This is a genomic window from Niallia circulans, assembly GCF_003726095.1.
GTDB classification, from domain to species: domain Bacteria; phylum Bacillota; class Bacilli; order Bacillales; family Cytobacillaceae; genus Niallia; species Niallia circulans_A.
Genome location: NZ_CP026031.1, coordinates 4970029 through 4984860, shown reverse-complemented (window position 1 = coordinate 4984860; position 14832 = coordinate 4970029). Strand labels below are relative to the sequence as shown.

18 protein-coding genes are annotated in these 14832 nt (G+C 32.3%); 5 read left to right on the top strand and 13 right to left on the bottom strand.

Going from position 1 to position 14832, the window contains the following annotated elements; translation table 11 throughout:
* Positions 1-123: 123 nt before the first annotated feature.
* From C2I06_RS23820 to C2I06_RS23795, 6 genes are read right to left on the bottom strand one after another with little or no spacing between them, the layout of a single operon-like run.
* Positions 124-1518, bottom strand: a complete 1395-nt coding sequence (locus C2I06_RS23820; RefSeq protein ID WP_249928255.1) for a sensor histidine kinase — start codon at positions 1516-1518, stop codon at positions 124-126.
* A gap of 1 nt (position 1519) precedes the next feature.
* Complete coding sequence (locus C2I06_RS23815) at positions 1520-2245, bottom strand: response regulator transcription factor (protein ID WP_123259005.1); 726 nt, start codon at positions 2243-2245, stop codon at positions 1520-1522.
* A gap of 32 nt (positions 2246-2277) precedes the next feature.
* The gene (locus C2I06_RS23810; protein ID WP_164463775.1) at positions 2278-2601 is read right to left on the bottom strand and encodes an ABC-2 family transporter permease; all 324 of its coding nucleotides are present in this window, start codon (positions 2599-2601) and stop codon (positions 2278-2280) included.
* A gap of 59 nt (positions 2602-2660) precedes the next feature.
* On the bottom strand, positions 2661-3005 hold the full coding sequence (locus tag C2I06_RS23805) for an ABC transporter permease (protein ID WP_123259003.1): 345 nt from the start codon (positions 3003-3005) through the stop codon (positions 2661-2663).
* A 12-nt stretch (positions 3006-3017) separates the two neighbouring features.
* On the bottom strand, positions 3018-3764 hold the full coding sequence (locus C2I06_RS23800; protein WP_123259002.1) for an ABC transporter permease: 747 nt from the start codon (positions 3762-3764) through the stop codon (positions 3018-3020).
* Positions 3761-4669, bottom strand: a complete 909-nt coding sequence (locus tag C2I06_RS23795) for an ABC transporter ATP-binding protein (protein WP_123259001.1) — start codon at positions 4667-4669, stop codon at positions 3761-3763. The genes C2I06_RS23800 and C2I06_RS23795 overlap by 4 nt, the downstream gene beginning before the upstream one ends.
* 201 nt (positions 4670-4870) lie before the next feature.
* Between C2I06_RS23795 and C2I06_RS23790 the strand changes: the two genes are divergently transcribed.
* The 4 genes from C2I06_RS23790 (at position 4871) to C2I06_RS23775 (ending at position 6837) form a co-directional block, all read left to right on the top strand.
* Positions 4871-5506, top strand: coding sequence for a pentapeptide repeat-containing protein (locus C2I06_RS23790; RefSeq protein ID WP_095334122.1), 636 nt, complete (start codon positions 4871-4873; stop codon positions 5504-5506).
* Between the two features lie 260 nt (positions 5507-5766).
* Positions 5767-5991 carry an AraC family transcriptional regulator gene (locus tag C2I06_RS23785; RefSeq protein ID WP_123259000.1) on the top strand — a complete coding sequence of 75 codons (225 nt, stop codon included), beginning with the start codon at positions 5767-5769 and terminating at the stop codon, positions 5989-5991.
* A gap of 152 nt (positions 5992-6143) precedes the next feature.
* Positions 6144-6560 (top strand): hypothetical protein, encoded by a 417-nt coding sequence (locus C2I06_RS23780; protein ID WP_123258999.1) that lies wholly within the window; start codon positions 6144-6146, stop codon positions 6558-6560.
* Between the two features lie 31 nt (positions 6561-6591).
* Positions 6592-6837, top strand: a complete 246-nt coding sequence (locus C2I06_RS23775) for a ferredoxin family protein (RefSeq protein WP_047943252.1) — start codon at positions 6592-6594, stop codon at positions 6835-6837.
* Between the two features lie 182 nt (positions 6838-7019).
* Here the strand turns inward: C2I06_RS23775 and C2I06_RS23770 are convergent, their stop codons facing one another.
* From C2I06_RS23770 to C2I06_RS23735, 7 genes are all read right to left on the bottom strand, one after another.
* Positions 7020-7409: a hypothetical protein gene (locus tag C2I06_RS23770; RefSeq protein WP_123258998.1), complete on the bottom strand. Its 390-nt coding sequence runs from the start codon at positions 7407-7409 to the stop codon at positions 7020-7022.
* A 351-nt stretch (positions 7410-7760) separates the two neighbouring features.
* On the bottom strand, positions 7761-9215 hold the full coding sequence (locus C2I06_RS23765) for a glycoside hydrolase family 1 protein (protein WP_123258997.1): 1455 nt from the start codon (positions 9213-9215) through the stop codon (positions 7761-7763).
* 80 nt (positions 9216-9295) lie between these two features.
* Entirely contained in the window at positions 9296-10051 is a 756-nt protein-coding gene (locus C2I06_RS23760) for a MurR/RpiR family transcriptional regulator (RefSeq protein ID WP_164463773.1), read from the bottom strand.
* A gap of 688 nt (positions 10052-10739) precedes the next feature.
* A complete protein-coding gene (locus tag C2I06_RS23750; protein WP_275068618.1) occupies positions 10740-11345 on the bottom strand; it encodes an ABC transporter ATP-binding protein in 606 nt (201 codons plus the stop codon).
* Positions 11346-11431: 86 nt separating this feature from the next.
* Positions 11432-11977, bottom strand: coding sequence for a stage II sporulation protein M (locus C2I06_RS23745; protein ID WP_164463772.1), 546 nt, complete (start codon positions 11975-11977; stop codon positions 11432-11434).
* A complete protein-coding gene (locus C2I06_RS23740) occupies positions 11964-13307 on the bottom strand; it encodes a hypothetical protein (protein ID WP_123258992.1) in 1344 nt (447 codons plus the stop codon). Before C2I06_RS23740 ends, C2I06_RS23745 begins: the two co-directional genes overlap by 14 nt.
* A gap of 54 nt (positions 13308-13361) precedes the next feature.
* Positions 13362-13685, bottom strand: coding sequence for a hypothetical protein (locus tag C2I06_RS23735; protein WP_123258991.1), 324 nt, complete (start codon positions 13683-13685; stop codon positions 13362-13364).
* A gap of 301 nt (positions 13686-13986) precedes the next feature.
* On the opposite strand from C2I06_RS23735, the gene C2I06_RS23730 reads away from it, so the two are divergent.
* A complete protein-coding gene (locus C2I06_RS23730; RefSeq protein ID WP_123258990.1) occupies positions 13987-14748 on the top strand; it encodes an SDR family oxidoreductase in 762 nt (253 codons plus the stop codon).
* The last annotated feature ends 84 nt before the right edge of the window (positions 14749-14832 follow it).

Genomic DNA, 14832 nt, shown 5'->3' with positions numbered 1-14832 from the left:
AGGCTCCCCCTTTATGGAGAGCCTTTTTAGAAAATCATATTGTTGTTGCTTCGGATAGTACCTACAATATTACTGACAACTTTTAAAAGCATTCTGCCATTTATATTATTTAAAAATATATTTCTAGAAAATAAGCGTAATTCTTGTTCCTTCCCCTAACTTGCTATCTACAAATATCTTTCCGCCATGTGCTTCGACAATCTGCTTAGCAATAGCTAATCCTAAGCCACTTCCTTTATGTGCTTCTCCTGTATTTGTTCCGCGATAGTAGCGAGAAAATAAATCCTCTAGTTCTCCTTCTTCAATGCCATTGCCATTATCCTCTATCCATACTTTAATCGTTTCTTTTTCTTGACCAATAAATACTTGAATAAAGGTATCGGGTGGATTATGAACGATGGCATTATAGATTAAATTCATTAATGCACGTTGTATCAAGGTTTTATCGCAGTTAAATAAAATTTGCTCGGTTTCTGTTGAAAAATCAAGATTGGTTTCCTCGTATAAAGGGTGATTCAAAATTTGGATAACGGACTCCCTTATGATATCCACCAAATTTGCTTCTGCCTTTTTCAAAAGAAAGACATTGCTTTTTAATTTATAGGTTAGATTCAAATCATCGATTAAATGCTCAATATAGACTGATTTATTCAGGATAATATCCACATATCGATTCTTTTCATTAGCATCTAGCTCGTAGTCTTGCAGCAGTTCCGAATAACCTTTAATCGAGGAAAGTGGTGTTTTTATATCATGCGTAATATTCGTAATCCATTCTTCTCTCATCTTTTCTAATTTTCTGCGCTCTGCTTCATTAGATTGCAGTGTATCCGATAATTCATTTAAATTCTCAAATACCGTTTTATAAACACCCTTCACCTGATTTCTTCTCCAAAAGTCCCCTTTCGCAAGCTTTTGAATGCCCTCAATAAGCTGAACAATCGGCTTTGCCAGCCGTCTACTAAAAAAGTAGCCAAATATTAAAGCAATTAACGTTACAACAATTACAATGGAGACAATCATGAGCAAAACATCTCGCAGTAGTGTTTCTGTCCGATAATTGATATAAGCCTTTCCAATAACTTTCTCTGGATACCCCATAATATAGCTCAAACTTCGATTTCCTTTTTCTAGCATCCCAACATATATAGTAGAGTTTTCCAGTGCTCCCGTAAATTTATGATAACGGATTATTTCAGCAGGCGTATAATGGCTAGGTACTTTTTCCGGTTTAAACTGACTGTAGATCTCCGTTCCGTTTTCATCTAAAACTTGAATCCAAATTTTTCCCTCTTTGAGATCATCCAGCTTGTTCTTTGCAATAGAAACTTGATCATTTTCATATCGAATATTGTCTGCAAAATCCAATGTATAATAAGTCGGGTTCTGATAAGGGAATATACGTTCCTTTCCCAAATAGCTACTATAGAAGAAAAATACATTCACCAAAAGAAAAGCAAAAATGGAAAGCAATAAACTTAATATCATAAAAAGAGAAACTGCGTTGTAATCTTCCACTTCATCCTTCATTTCCTCTAACTTGCAGCTTATAGCCTAGTCCTTTAACTGTTTTTATCCATTTTGGATTACTCGGATCCTCTTCAATTTTTTCGCGAAGGCGACGAATATGGACCATTATAGTATTATCTAAACCAATGAAATCTTCTCCCCACACAGCTTCACAGATTTTACTTTTGCTGAAAATCTGATTCGGATGTTCGGCCAAATAAACTAATAATTGCAGCTCTTTTGCTTTTAGCGTTATTGATTTCTCCCCTTTTTTCACTTCTCCAGTATTCGGCGAAATGATGATATCCCCAAACGTAATTTGTTCATCTATATTTTGACTTTGAATCATATATTGACTTCTGCGCAGTTGAGCCTTAACCCGAAACACTAATTCTTTTGTGCTAAAAGGCTTTGTAACATAATCATCGCCACCTATTCCAAGTCCGAGCAATTTATCAATTTCCTCTGATTTTGCCGATAAAAAAATAATTGGCGCAAAGGTTATCTTACGCATCTTTTGACATACCTCATAGCCTTCCATATCGGGAAGCATAATATCGAGGATAATAATGTCTGGATTAAACGTTTCACTAAGCCTAATTCCCTTTTCACCGGTCGTTGCTTTTTCGATTCGCTTAAAGCCTTCCTTTCGCAATACGGTTTCTAGTAAATTTAAAATATCAACCTCATCATCTACTAATAGTATTTTCTTTTCTGTTAATCCCGTTAATGACATATTATATCCCTTTCTTTTCCACTTCTATATTGCTATAGTACATCTTTTGTCCGAAATCGTAAAAGTCCAATTATAATTGTAAGAAGAAAGATACTGATCGATATAACAAGCATGCTTGTATTTTTTCCAGATACTTCAAATACACCAGTCATCGAAGCAACAATTGGATAATCCCACGGATAAAAAATCCATAACTTCTCAGAATTAGCAACAAACATGGCAGGAAAAGCAAGTCCCGCTCCAATCGCTATAGGTACAGCAAAATGGGTGAAACGATAGCTTAAATAAAAAACAATCCCGATTATCGCGAATGATGAAAGCAATAATAAAGCAAATCTTTTTGCTAACCATAACAATGGAACTGCTTCTAACCCCAGATAATTAGCTACTAAAATCATTCCCGCAAACAGTAAAACTAAGCTATAAAAAATAATTCCACCCCAATAACAAGCTTCGCTAAATATACTTTCACTCTGTCTACTGGTAATGTCAGATAGTACTTCCAACTATTGTTGCTATGCTCCATTCTTGACATCATCACGAGAACAAGGGTGATAATAAGCGGGAAAATAATCCAGCTGTAGACTGTAGCAGTTCCTTGAAATAAAAAGGCTTTAAAAACATTCCCCTCTCCTTCTGCATGGCCAGATTTGGCAGAATCCCAGCCTTGATAAAGAGCAAGAAAAGTAAAAATCGTAGTTGCTAATAAAATTTTTGACCGCTTTAATTTATATAATTCTACTTTTAATAAAGTGAACATTGTTTTCCCCTCCTACAGAACATCTTTTCTTTTAAATTGCCATATTCCAAAACATAAAAATAACAACGTAAAAACGAGAGAATAAGGCAAAAACTCTGCTAATTCCTTATTGACCAGTCCATCTGTAACGTAAGGATACATATAGGGAAAGAACTTTCCTGCTTCTGGATATTGAAACTTGACAATACCGGATACAATGACTCCAGCAAATCCAATCGCAATAGGAATGATCGTATTCTTAAAATAAGAGCTTAACCAATTATGCAAACTAGCAACAGCTAATATCATCACGATTTGTTTCCCCGCATAAAAAAGATAACTGCTCCATTCCACCGCTTCAGGAAAATCCATCATATATCCTACTAAAATAAGTCCGAGCATATTTAGGATTATAAGAGCTATACAACACAAAAGGCCTGCTAAAAACTTAGAAAAATATACAGCTTCCCGTTTGATAGGTAAGCTAAGAATTTGCTTCCAATTATTTTGGCTGTCTTCGACTTGAAAGATTAAGGAGTAAATGATGCCGATAAACATCGGTAAAAACATGCCCCAGCCAAGAACACTATGATTTTCCAACAAAAGGATATCCCATGAATTATAACCTGGACTTGCTGTATCGAGTAAATAGTTATAACGCTCATTAATATCTAAGAACATCGCTAATGTCGTTCCAGTAGGAATAACTAGCAAAAATAACCACAACCAGCCTTTTTTCTGTTTGTAGCTCTCTAACAAAATCAAGGTTGTTAGTTTCATAACACTGACTCCTTCCCTGTAATAGATAGAAATATTTCCTCTAAGGAGTTCTTTTTCATCATTAATTGATGGACATCATACCCATTCATAATCAGCTCTCGATTTACTTTCGCCGGCTGATAGTTTGGTTCAAGGTATAAATAACGCTTATCTGCTTTGAAAGGTATCTCAGCATTTTTTAAATAAGCTTCTACCTCTGCCCTCGGCTCCGCCTCTAGTTGAATGACCGCTTTTTGTTTCTCTCTTAAATCATTCATTGAACCTTGAAATAGTAATCTTCCTTTGTTAATAATCCCAACATGGGTGGCCATTAATTCTATTTCGCTTAAAATATGGCTGGATATCAGAATCGTAATGCCATAATCCTTTGGCAAACTTTTAATTAATTCACGAATTTCGATAATGCCAGAGGGATCCAATCCATTTGTCGGCTCATCAAGAATTAGTAGTTCTGGTTTTCCTAACAGAGCTTGAGCTATTCCTAACCGTTGTTTCATGCCCAAGGAAAACTTTTTTACTGCTTTGTTACGAACTTCTGTTAATTTTACAATTTCTAAAACACGCTCTATTTCCTTTTTTTCTGCACCTAAAATTTTTCGCGTTATTTCTAAATTTTCATAAGCAGTTAAATGACCATAATAGGAAGGAGTTTCTACCATGGAGCCAATGCGGCTTAGAATAGCGATGCGGTCATCCTTTATCGACTTATTAAATACCTTCACCTCTCCTTCTGTTTCTTTAATAAGTCCGAGCAGCATTCGAATCGTCGTCGACTTTCCAGCTCCGTTTGGACCGAGAAATCCATAAATCCCTCCCTTTGGTACTAATAGATTCACCTGATCAACCGCTAAAAACTTTCCAAATTTCTTCGTTAAATTGCTTGTTTCAATAATATAATCTAACATGACTTTCTCCTCCATTTCTTTTCTTCCATTATTCTAGCCGCTCTATCTTAACTGTTCGTTTTCCATACCTTAACTGAACCTTAAAAATCTATAATTTTCTACCTGCACATAAATAGAACAAAAAATACAGTCTTTAAATTAAAGTTATTTTTTCATATAGTAGTTATCACACAGGAAGGCAACAGAAAAGGAGTAGTATAGATGAAAATAGAAGAACCAAAGATACCTGCGAACCTACCATCAAAGAATTTTCACGATATATTGTACGAGGAAGAATTAGAGTTAGAAGGATGCGAAGTTCATCACTCCATGTTTGAAGAAGAAGTATTAAATAAAGTACGGTTATCGAAAATGGTGCTGAAGAATTGTAAGTTTATGCATACTGATTTTTCCGGCATGGAATTAACAGACGTTATTTTTGAAAGCTGTGATTTCTCTAATGCGAAGCTCACTAGTTCTTCCATTCACAAATGCCAATTTACTAACTGCAAATTATTAGGGGTAGATTTTACAGACTCCCGTTTAAGAAATGTGCAGTTTACTGATTCCTTATTGAGACTAGCCGCTTTTGGAAGCTCCAAATTAGAGAAAGTTAGATTCCAAGACTCGCCTGTTGAATCTGCTGATTTTTATGATTGTCTCTTTAAAAAGATCGAATTTAAGAAATGTACAATGGACGGAGCAAATTTTGAAAGAACTTCCCTTAACGGTGTTGATATTAGTACCTCTACCTTCCAATCATTGCTTGTATCTCCACCAGATTTAAAAGGGTGTAAGGTTTCTACCTATCAAGCCATCCAATTTTCTGCTTTATTAGGCTTGGAGATTGTTGATTGATTGCATAAAAAAGTTCTAGCAAACCGTCCTATTTCGGTTTGCTAGAGCTTTTACTGTTTATCCCCAAAACTTCATATAATCTTTCCTTTTTTAACATACTAATGTTAAAAGATATCTTCTCCTCTTTCAAAAGGTTCTAAGGGATTTATTTAAAGGTGACACCCAATTTGTCTATTTATCGCCATAAAAGTTTTCTTTATGATATATGTGGTAATTTAGTAGAGAACACAAATTTAATGCCTGTTGCATACTCACTATAAATGAAAGTTTTTCATAGAATATTGCTTTATGTAGACAGCCACTACAGTCAGGATTGCACATTGAAAGTCGTAGCAAAGCATCTCCAATATGATTATGCTTATCTTTCCAAGCTGTTTGTTCATATAACAAATATGACCTTTACCGAATACTTGACCCAGTATCAAATATCACAGGCGTGTTATCAGTTAAAAAATCGGCAGCTGCCGATTTGCAAAATGCCATAAACTGTGGGTTACAATAATTTGCGATCCTTTCATCGCCATTTTAAAAAGATTACTCGCATTTCGCCTAGAAAATAGCGAGAACTCTCGTAAGATGTATAGAAAGCCGATATTATGTCCATTTTATAGATACAATGCTTAAAGGTGGGATTTCCATGGAAAACGCCTCCAAGAGATTGCAAATATTGATAGGCGACACGTTACAAATACTTGATCATATGAAAGTAGATGCTGACAAAGATCCTTTGCTTCAGCAAGTGAAGAATGATTTACAAGAACAGAAGAACAAAATGGATAACTTTCCAAAATCAAACGAAGAAATCATCAACACAGCCAGCTCGATGACACAAAGTCTTGATAGAATAAACAATATGGTTCAACAATTGGAAGCTAGCTTAATGGAGGACTATCAAGCATCAACAGGGGGCATTGATGAATATCAGCATATGTCCATTGATGAGCAAAGAGAACAGCCTGAAAGTTATCATGATAAAATTGATTACTTAAGTGCTGTAAAAATCCGCGAAAATATAAATCGAATGAATGAAGTACTACTAAACATTAGATCTTAATATTATTTAAGTAAAGGGGAGGGGAGATTCCATGCCTTTCGTTATAACTTCACCATGTATGCATGAACAAGCAGGAGATTGTGTAGATGTTTGTCCTGTTGATTGTATCGCAAAGGGAGAAGATCAATTCTATATTGATCCCGATATTTGTATTGACTGTGGTGCATGTGAAGCAGTATGTCCAGTTTCCGCCATTTATCATGAAGAAGAGGTACCACCAGAAGAACAGCCTTATATCCAGAAGGCTATCGATTTTTACAAATCATATGAAGGATAAGGAAAAACAAATCAACTTTTTTAGTTGATTTGTTTTTCTTTTTTTCGTTTAGGGATAGTATTGATTGGTTGCCTTATGCTATCCTTTTCAAAGTATGAAAAACCTTGCCAGAAATCTTCTGACAAGGTTCTTCCTTACATCTTAATTAGTGGTCAAGCACCTATCTAACGATATTAAAGAGCTTAAGCTCCCTCTTTCTCCACGTTAGCATCTATATCTTTTTTTAATTGATTTACTTTATCTTCAATTTCCGCTGGAATATACTTCGCTTTTTTCAAATATGTTTTACTTAACGAATAATCAGGAACTGCTTTAAAAGCATTGGCTAAAAAGTAAAAATTGACTTGGGCATCACTAGCAAGATGGATTGTTTCATCAACAATCTGTTGATATTCGCCTTTTTCCAACAGAGCAATAAATTTCTTATCTTCATCTGTTAATTCTTTTGCTTTTGTTTCTTGGTCTGCATTCATTTCTTTTTTCACTGGTTCCTCTTTTTTCTCTTCGGCTGAATTCCCGCATCCTGCAAGCAAGAATAGGAACGCGACCATAAATAGAGAAAGATATTTCATCTGAATCTCTCCTTATATGCATATAATATAATTACTATTTTATAAACCGAAAGTAATATGTAGCCTATTTAAACACTTGGTCAACATATGTTACCCTACTGTTATGTATTATTAGAAAAATTAGAATATTATTCAGTATTTAATCATAATAAATTCTAAACTACACTAATGAAGATGCTTGACTGGAACATTTTAACATATAGTTTTCATTATATCAATATATTAAGATTTGTTTATTAATTCTAAAAAATCTATCATTTTCAAAAATCGGATTGCTCTACTTTTTCTAAAATAGTCTATAAAAAAAGTGCTGAAGCCCAAAAGGGACAGCACTTTTTATCTAAACAAAGATTATAATTCTTCGCCATTTGTCGCAATGACATTTTTGTACCAATCAAATGATTTTTTCTTCGATCTTTTCAATGTTCCATTTCCATAATCATCTTGGTCTACATAGATAAAGCCATATCGTTTAGACATTTCAGAGGTGCTGGCAGAAATAAGATCAATACAGCCCCAGCTTGTGTAGCCAATTAGGTCTACACCTTCTTTAATTGCTTCTTTCATCTGCTCGATATGTGCCCGCATATATTCAATACGATAATCATCATTAATAGAGCCATCTTCTTCTACTTTATCATGTGCACCTAATCCATTTTCAACGATAAATAAAGGTACTTGATATCGATCATACATTTTCTTTAGCGTAATACGCAATCCTTTCGGGTCGATTTGCCAGCCCCAATCGGATGATTCTAAGTATGGATTTTTCACTCCAGAGAAGAAGTTTCCTTTTTCTTTTTTCTTATCTGGTGCTCCACTTGCAACCATAGACATATAATAGCTAAAAGATAGGAAATCAACAGTATGCTGTAAAAGCAGCTCTTCATCCCCTGGAAGCATTTCAATCTGAATATTATTTTCCTCAAAGTAGTTCAGCATAAAGCTTGGATAATAACCGCGCACTTGAACATCTGTGAAAAATAAATTCTTCTGATCCTCTTCTAATGCTGCTAATACATCATCTGGATTACATGTTTCCGGATATACTTCCATACGTGCCAGCATACAGCCAATCTGTGCATCAGGAATAATCTCATGACATGCCTTCACTGCTCTAGAGCTTGCCACAAATTGATGATGTAAAGCTTGATAAATAGCTTGTTCTTTATTCTCTACCTCATCAATTAAAATTCCACTACCAATGTAAGGGGATAGGGTTGAGATATTAATTTCATTAAACGTTAACCAATACTTCACCTTGTCCTTATAGCGGTTAAAGACAGTTTCAGCATAATGAACAAAGAAATCTACTAATTGCCTATCTACCCAGCCATTATATTTTTGGACAAGGTTCAGTGGGATTTCATAATGGGATAGCGTCACTAATGGCTCAATACCATATTTAGCCAATTCATCAAATACTCGATCATAAAAAGCTAACCCCTCTTCATTTGGCACCAAATCATCCCCGTTCGGGAAAATACGCGGCCAAGAAATAGACAGACGGAATGTTTTGAAGCCCATCTCTGCAAAAAGAGCAATGTCTTCTTTATAGCGATGATAAAAATCAATCCCACGACGTTTCGGAAAATTGTCGCCGCCTTTGCCAGCTAATAGTGCTTCTAATTCCGCTTTGCTCTTCACATCCATCTCGATATCATCGCCACGTTCTTCCTTTGGAACGAATGTGACCATATCAAAGATCGATAATCCTTTCCCGCCTTCATTATACGCACCTTCTAATTGATTGGCGGCTGTAGCTCCCCCCCATAAAAAACCTTCAGGAAATCCGTTTTTCTTCATTATATGTTTCCTCCCTTTTCTAATCTCTACCTATAATGATACGCTTACAAAAAAGAAAAAACTGGTCTCTTTCAGACCAGTTAGAAAGAAGGATATCGTTTTTGATAGTGATAGATGAGAATATCAAACAAACGTAATAAGGTATAACTACTCACAGCACTATTATCAATTTTTCCACATTGTAAAATCTCATCAAATATTTGTTGGTGCTTCTCGGAATCTGAAAAAGTAATTAGCAATTTCTTCCCGCTTGCTGCCTTAATTTTTTCTTTGATTGCTAACGCTTCTGTCAGGATGTTTCCTTCAATGGAAATGGTAATAATCATATCTTCTTCTGTCAAATGAGAGACTGTTTCCAATTGTTTAAAAAAATTCGTATTGCATTCACATAGCTTTCCGAGCAGAAATAATTGCTTTTGAAGCTCCATCGCTTGAATTTGATGTTTTTCAAATCCTAATATGACAATTCTTTTAGACTCATGAATCTTTTTTATGATACGGTCTAGTTGCACTCTGGAAATTCTTTCCATTATCTCGATATTTTCCTTTAGTTTTAATTCAAATGTTTCTGTAGTTAAGCTCTTTTCCCTTTCCTCATACATTCCCCCATGATAAGCAACACTACTGCGGAGATTCGAAAAGTTACGGAAGCCAATTCGCTTACAGAAACGATTAATTGTAGATGGGGCAACATTACATACTTCCGCAGCCATTTCTAAAGAATAGCCTTCTATATGATGAATATTTTCCAGGAAACTATTGGCGATGGAATAGTTAATATCTTTTTCTAAAGAATTATTTATGTACGCTAAAAGTGTATAAATTAATTGTTCCAAAATTTCCACCTCATGATCATCGTATCATATTTTTATGAGGTTGTTTTGGGTTATTCATTTTCAGCATAGATTAATTACTACCTTTTATAAAACCCGACCATTTTTTTATGTCTTTTTAAAATTTAATTCTATTGAAAAATCATAGACCAATGATTGTAAATTCTCTATAAAAAATTGCTTTCAAGATTATCCTTCTTTTTTATAAAATTAGTAAAAAATTAGTGTAATCATTAAATTAACTACATAAAATAAAATTGAAAATAGTATAGAAGCTAAAATCTTTCTAGTATTAAAGAACGTAAGTATAAGAATTACAACAGTGCTAAGCAGCACTAAAGGATTTAAATATAATGCAAATATAGAATTTCCCTTAAATACCTCATATAAAAAAACATGGAAAGCTGTAATTATGAGATTTATAGCAACTAAATAGTATACAAAGTTAAAGGTTAACTCTAAGCTTAGCACCTTGTTTGAAATTAACAAAAATATCGTAACAGAAAAATAAACTACAAATAATATAGCAACTACAATTAATAAAATTAGCATCAACAATACAATTTTATAATTTATATCTGTTTGTATTAGATTTACAAAATGATAATATTCATCTACATCAACTGTTTTATAACCATAGCCCAACATAAATAATTGACAACCTACTAGTAAGAGAAATAATAATATATTACTAATTTTTTTCACTTTCATCACCGCCTATGTTTCTTGAAATAATTCGTCTTAATTCTTTAACATTACCTTTTATTCTATCTATATTTTTTAGATTACCTTCATTTAATATTAATAATTGATCTGCCATACCCATAATAGTCTCTAATGAGTGAGAAGATAATATTACGGAATGATCACCACTTCTAGTAAATTCTCTTATGTTATTTTGTAATAAATTTAAATTTATTACATCTAACGAAGTAAATGGTTCATCAAGTAGTAATACTTTTGGAGAAACTAGTAAACCAATAGATAATTTTAATTTTTCCAACATTCCTTTAGAATATGTTAAAACTAAATTATCAATAAAAGATTCTAGTTTATTTAATTTAATTATTGAATCAATTTTCTTTGTATCTATTTTCTTTAATTTTGCTATTAGAAATAAATTTTCTCTTCCTGTCAAATATTCTAAAACATTCATTTCCTCTCCAACAAAATAGAAATTATCACTAAAATCATCTTTTTTTTCATTGAATTTTATCAACCCTGCCAGTCCACGTAATAAGGTTGTTTTACCTGCACCATTTCCACCAATAAGTACATAAATACGCTTTTTCTCAATATTAATATTAAATGGACCAAAAACATATTTTCCTCTATAACTTTTGGAAATATTATTAATCTTAATTATATGAAACCCTCCTTCACTTATTGCAATAGAGTTAAAAACTTAGAAGTAAAAAAAATTTCTATTAATGCTGCTAAAAATAATAAAGAAATACCTATTATTAGTTTAAATAAAGTTGTATTGAAGAACTCTTTACTTCTAAATGAAAAGTTCTTTTTTGGAAATATCCATCTTCTAAAAGTTTCAAATGATATATCTGCTGAAATAGAGATAGCCATTAGTTCAAATATTCCATGGAGTAATACGGAAAATATAGCAATTGCCTTATTTCCTGTTAAAGAATAGTATTCAGCGATTCTAAATGCTGTAAAAAAATAAGTAATCGCTAATAATATTATTGTTGAAAAGCCAAAGGTAAGATTCCCCAATAGGATAACGATTATAAATATAAGAAAATTGTGAATAAAAATCATTTTCACTTCAAATATTCCTAGGGTTTCATGTACATTTACATTCAAATTCCCCTTCACTTCTGTAGTTAAAATGAGAATATTTAAAATTATAAATAGGAACGACAATATACCAAAGATTACAAATGAAGCTTTTAATTTCTTAAAATAATGCAATAGCATAAGTTACTCCTTTTATTATTGAATAAATAAGAAATGGTATAATAGAAGCAAAATTAATAATTCGATGAGTTAATATTTCTGAAAGAGAATCTTTACTTTTTATCCATTTAATAAAAGTAGAAAAAAGCCAAAAATAAATTAAATCGATACATATTAGAGTAATAACTAAATTTATTAAATCTACTATACTAATGAATGTATTTTTTAATGCTATTCCAAAAATACATACAGAAATTAAACTAATAATATGCATAAAAGAAAAATAAAGCGCAACTCTAAATTCACTTAACTTATTCAGATAAATGAATTTATCAAGTTCACCAAATACATATTTTGTGAATAGTGATAAACTTAGAATTCCAAAAAAAAGAAACCCATTAGCACCAATAATTTTTTTTACTATGGGACTATTAAGTATATTCATTAAAACAACACAACTAATAAAATTCTGATTAAATAAACCAAATCTACTAAATAGGATGCTTAAAACACTAGATTTAGTTCGTATAGGTGCTCTATAAACCTTCGTAATATCCTTATTATTTAAACAATAAGAAATAAGAAAAAATATAATAATAAAGAGGATCATTATTTTTAATTCACGAGCATAATTATAGTTATAAAATGAAAATGAATTTAAAAATTTATTTTCATTTAATCCTACATTCATATTAAATTTAATAAAATAAGTGATAATATTTTTAACGACATACACTATTTCATCAAAGAATAATGTAACTCCGATACTTAGAAGAAATATAAATATTTCTTTCATTATTATCAAATTATATTTATCCCATATTAATTTAATTGATTGGATAAACATTTTCAGTGACGTAATAAATAAAAAAATCATGAATAGAAATACAATAAAGTGTAAGTTAAATATTATTCCTTTCGAACCGTTTAAATATGATTGTCCTATGATTACTGGTAGTTGAAACAATAATGCAAATATAAATGTACAAAAAGGAATATAGGATTCTACGATTAATAAATAGATATAACGGTTTTTAACTGAAATATTTGACTCAACAAATCCTCTTATTATGCTCATATCTAGATTTGTAGTTAGCAAAATAGAATACATCGCTAGAAAAGCTAATATAAATATATTTTGTAAAACTATAGTAGTGTTCCCCATGTTATGGGCTAAAATTTGAACACAGACAGTAAAAAGGAAAAAGATAGCATATAAAATAAAAGCTAGATAAATAATATGTTTCTTAAAAAAATTGAAATTCTTATTTTCCAATACTCTTATTATAAGATTCATGTAATATTTATTCGAATATAAGTATAGATAAAAAAATTTTTTCACCATAATATCTCCTATTAAATAGAGTTGCACAGGGGGTAATAAGTTATAAAATTAGTATTACCAGTTTGCTAGTGTTTTTAAGTTACCATCTAAAAGCATACTGATTAACCAATCTCCACCATAAGCAATAACAAAACTAACTACACTCCAAGATCCAACAAATTTTAAGGCAGTACGTAAATTCTTTGTTTTTTTGTATGCTTTACTAGCAATTTTCAATCCATTTAATGCTGCTGCTGCAGATAAACCAGGAACTAAATAACTTAAGTTAAAATGAAAAGAACCTTGAGCTAAATTAATAAGAACAATTGATATAACTAATAAACTACTAAAACTAACTACCAAAAGAACTTTATTTGATATTTTTTCTTGTGTAATCATCTAAAACCCCCCCCTAAATTTCCCCTTGTGCAACCTTTTAAATTAAACATCTATAAAAATAGAAAGTTTAATCCATTTCCAATTTTATGGTAATATTTTTTTCGTTGTCAATACTTTCCAATTAAATAAAACGAAAATTCTACAAATTACGACTATACGCATAATAATTGTTCTTTTCCACTTTTTAAACTAACTATAATTCACTATTAATGGAGTCTTATGGTAATAATAAATATGCAAATTACAAGATATAATAGATAAAGTAAGGAAAAAATATGATTAGTCGAAAAGAGGAATCCCAATGAAACTCTCTAATAATACCATTCTTATTACAGGTGGAAATGCCGGGATTGGCTTAGCTTTTGCTGAACGATTTATGAACGCTGGAAATACGGTGATTGTATGTGGCCGCAGGGAAGAAGCACTTCAACAGGCAAAAGAAAAATATCCTAGCTTGATTACATATGTGAGCGATCTCTCTGTAGAAGCTGAACGTGTTAAATTATTTGAGTGGGTAACAGCGCACTATCCAGAAGTGAACGTATTAGTAAACAATGCAGGCATTCAACAACGTTTTAATGTGTTAAAAGCGGACGCGAAGAATGATTGGAGCTATTTCAGCAAAGAAATTACGATTAATATGGAAGCTGCTATTCAAATGTCTATGCTATTTACACCTTATTTTTCAGAAAAAGAAGATGCAGCCATTATTAATGTAACATCAGGTTTAGCCTTTACGCCGATGGTTATTGCACCCATTTATTCAGCAACCAAAGCAGCCATGCATTCTTTCACTGTCAGCTTAAGACATCAGCTTTCCGACACTTCTATAGAAGTAATTGAAGTTGCCCCTCCAGCTGTAAATACAGATTTAGGCGGTGCCGGGTTACATACAGCAGGAGAGCCATTAAACGAGTTTGCCGATGGAATATTCCAAGGGTTAAAAGAAGGAAAGCTAGAAATTGGCTATGGCAGCTCCGTAGATCGTTTGCGGATGTCTCGTGATGAAGTGGATAAGCATGTGGAGAATATGTATGAGGCGATGAAGAAGATGATTGAGTAAAGAAAAAGTAAAAGAGTAGTGCCTTAGCCTACTCTTAGATTGTAGAGAAAATAGTATTTTTTCTACAATCCTAGTTCCTATTTT

Excerpts from the sequence above, each read along its gene's own strand:
- C2I06_RS23740 (WP_123258992.1), bottom strand. The coding sequence starts at position 13,307 with ATGGTGAAAAAATTTTTTTATCTATACTTATATTCGAATAAATATTAC.
- C2I06_RS23815 (WP_123259005.1), bottom strand. The coding sequence starts at position 2,245 with ATGTCATTAACGGGATTAACAGAAAAGAAAATACTATTAGTAGATGAT.
- C2I06_RS23735 (WP_123258991.1), bottom strand. The coding sequence starts at position 13,685 with ATGATTACACAAGAAAAAATATCAAATAAAGTTCTTTTGGTAGTTAGT.
- C2I06_RS23790 (WP_095334122.1), top strand. The coding sequence starts at position 4,871 with ATGAAAATAGAAGAACCAAAGATACCTGCGAACCTACCATCAAAGAAT.
- C2I06_RS23780 (WP_123258999.1), top strand. The coding sequence starts at position 6,144 with ATGGAAAACGCCTCCAAGAGATTGCAAATATTGATAGGCGACACGTTA.
- C2I06_RS23770 (WP_123258998.1), bottom strand. The coding sequence starts at position 7,409 with ATGAAATATCTTTCTCTATTTATGGTCGCGTTCCTATTCTTGCTTGCA.
- C2I06_RS23775 (WP_047943252.1), top strand. The coding sequence starts at position 6,592 with ATGCCTTTCGTTATAACTTCACCATGTATGCATGAACAAGCAGGAGAT.
- C2I06_RS23765 (WP_123258997.1), bottom strand. The coding sequence starts at position 9,215 with ATGAAGAAAAACGGATTTCCTGAAGGTTTTTTATGGGGGGGAGCTACA.
- C2I06_RS23800 (WP_123259002.1), bottom strand. The coding sequence starts at position 3,764 with ATGAAACTAACAACCTTGATTTTGTTAGAGAGCTACAAACAGAAAAAA.
- C2I06_RS23795 (WP_123259001.1), bottom strand. The coding sequence starts at position 4,669 with ATGTTAGATTATATTATTGAAACAAGCAATTTAACGAAGAAATTTGGA.
- C2I06_RS23785 (WP_123259000.1), top strand. The coding sequence starts at position 5,767 with ATGAAAGTTTTTCATAGAATATTGCTTTATGTAGACAGCCACTACAGT.
- C2I06_RS23730 (WP_123258990.1), top strand. The coding sequence starts at position 13,987 with ATGAAACTCTCTAATAATACCATTCTTATTACAGGTGGAAATGCCGGG.
- C2I06_RS23805 (WP_123259003.1), bottom strand. The coding sequence starts at position 3,005 with ATGTTCACTTTATTAAAAGTAGAATTATATAAATTAAAGCGGTCAAAA.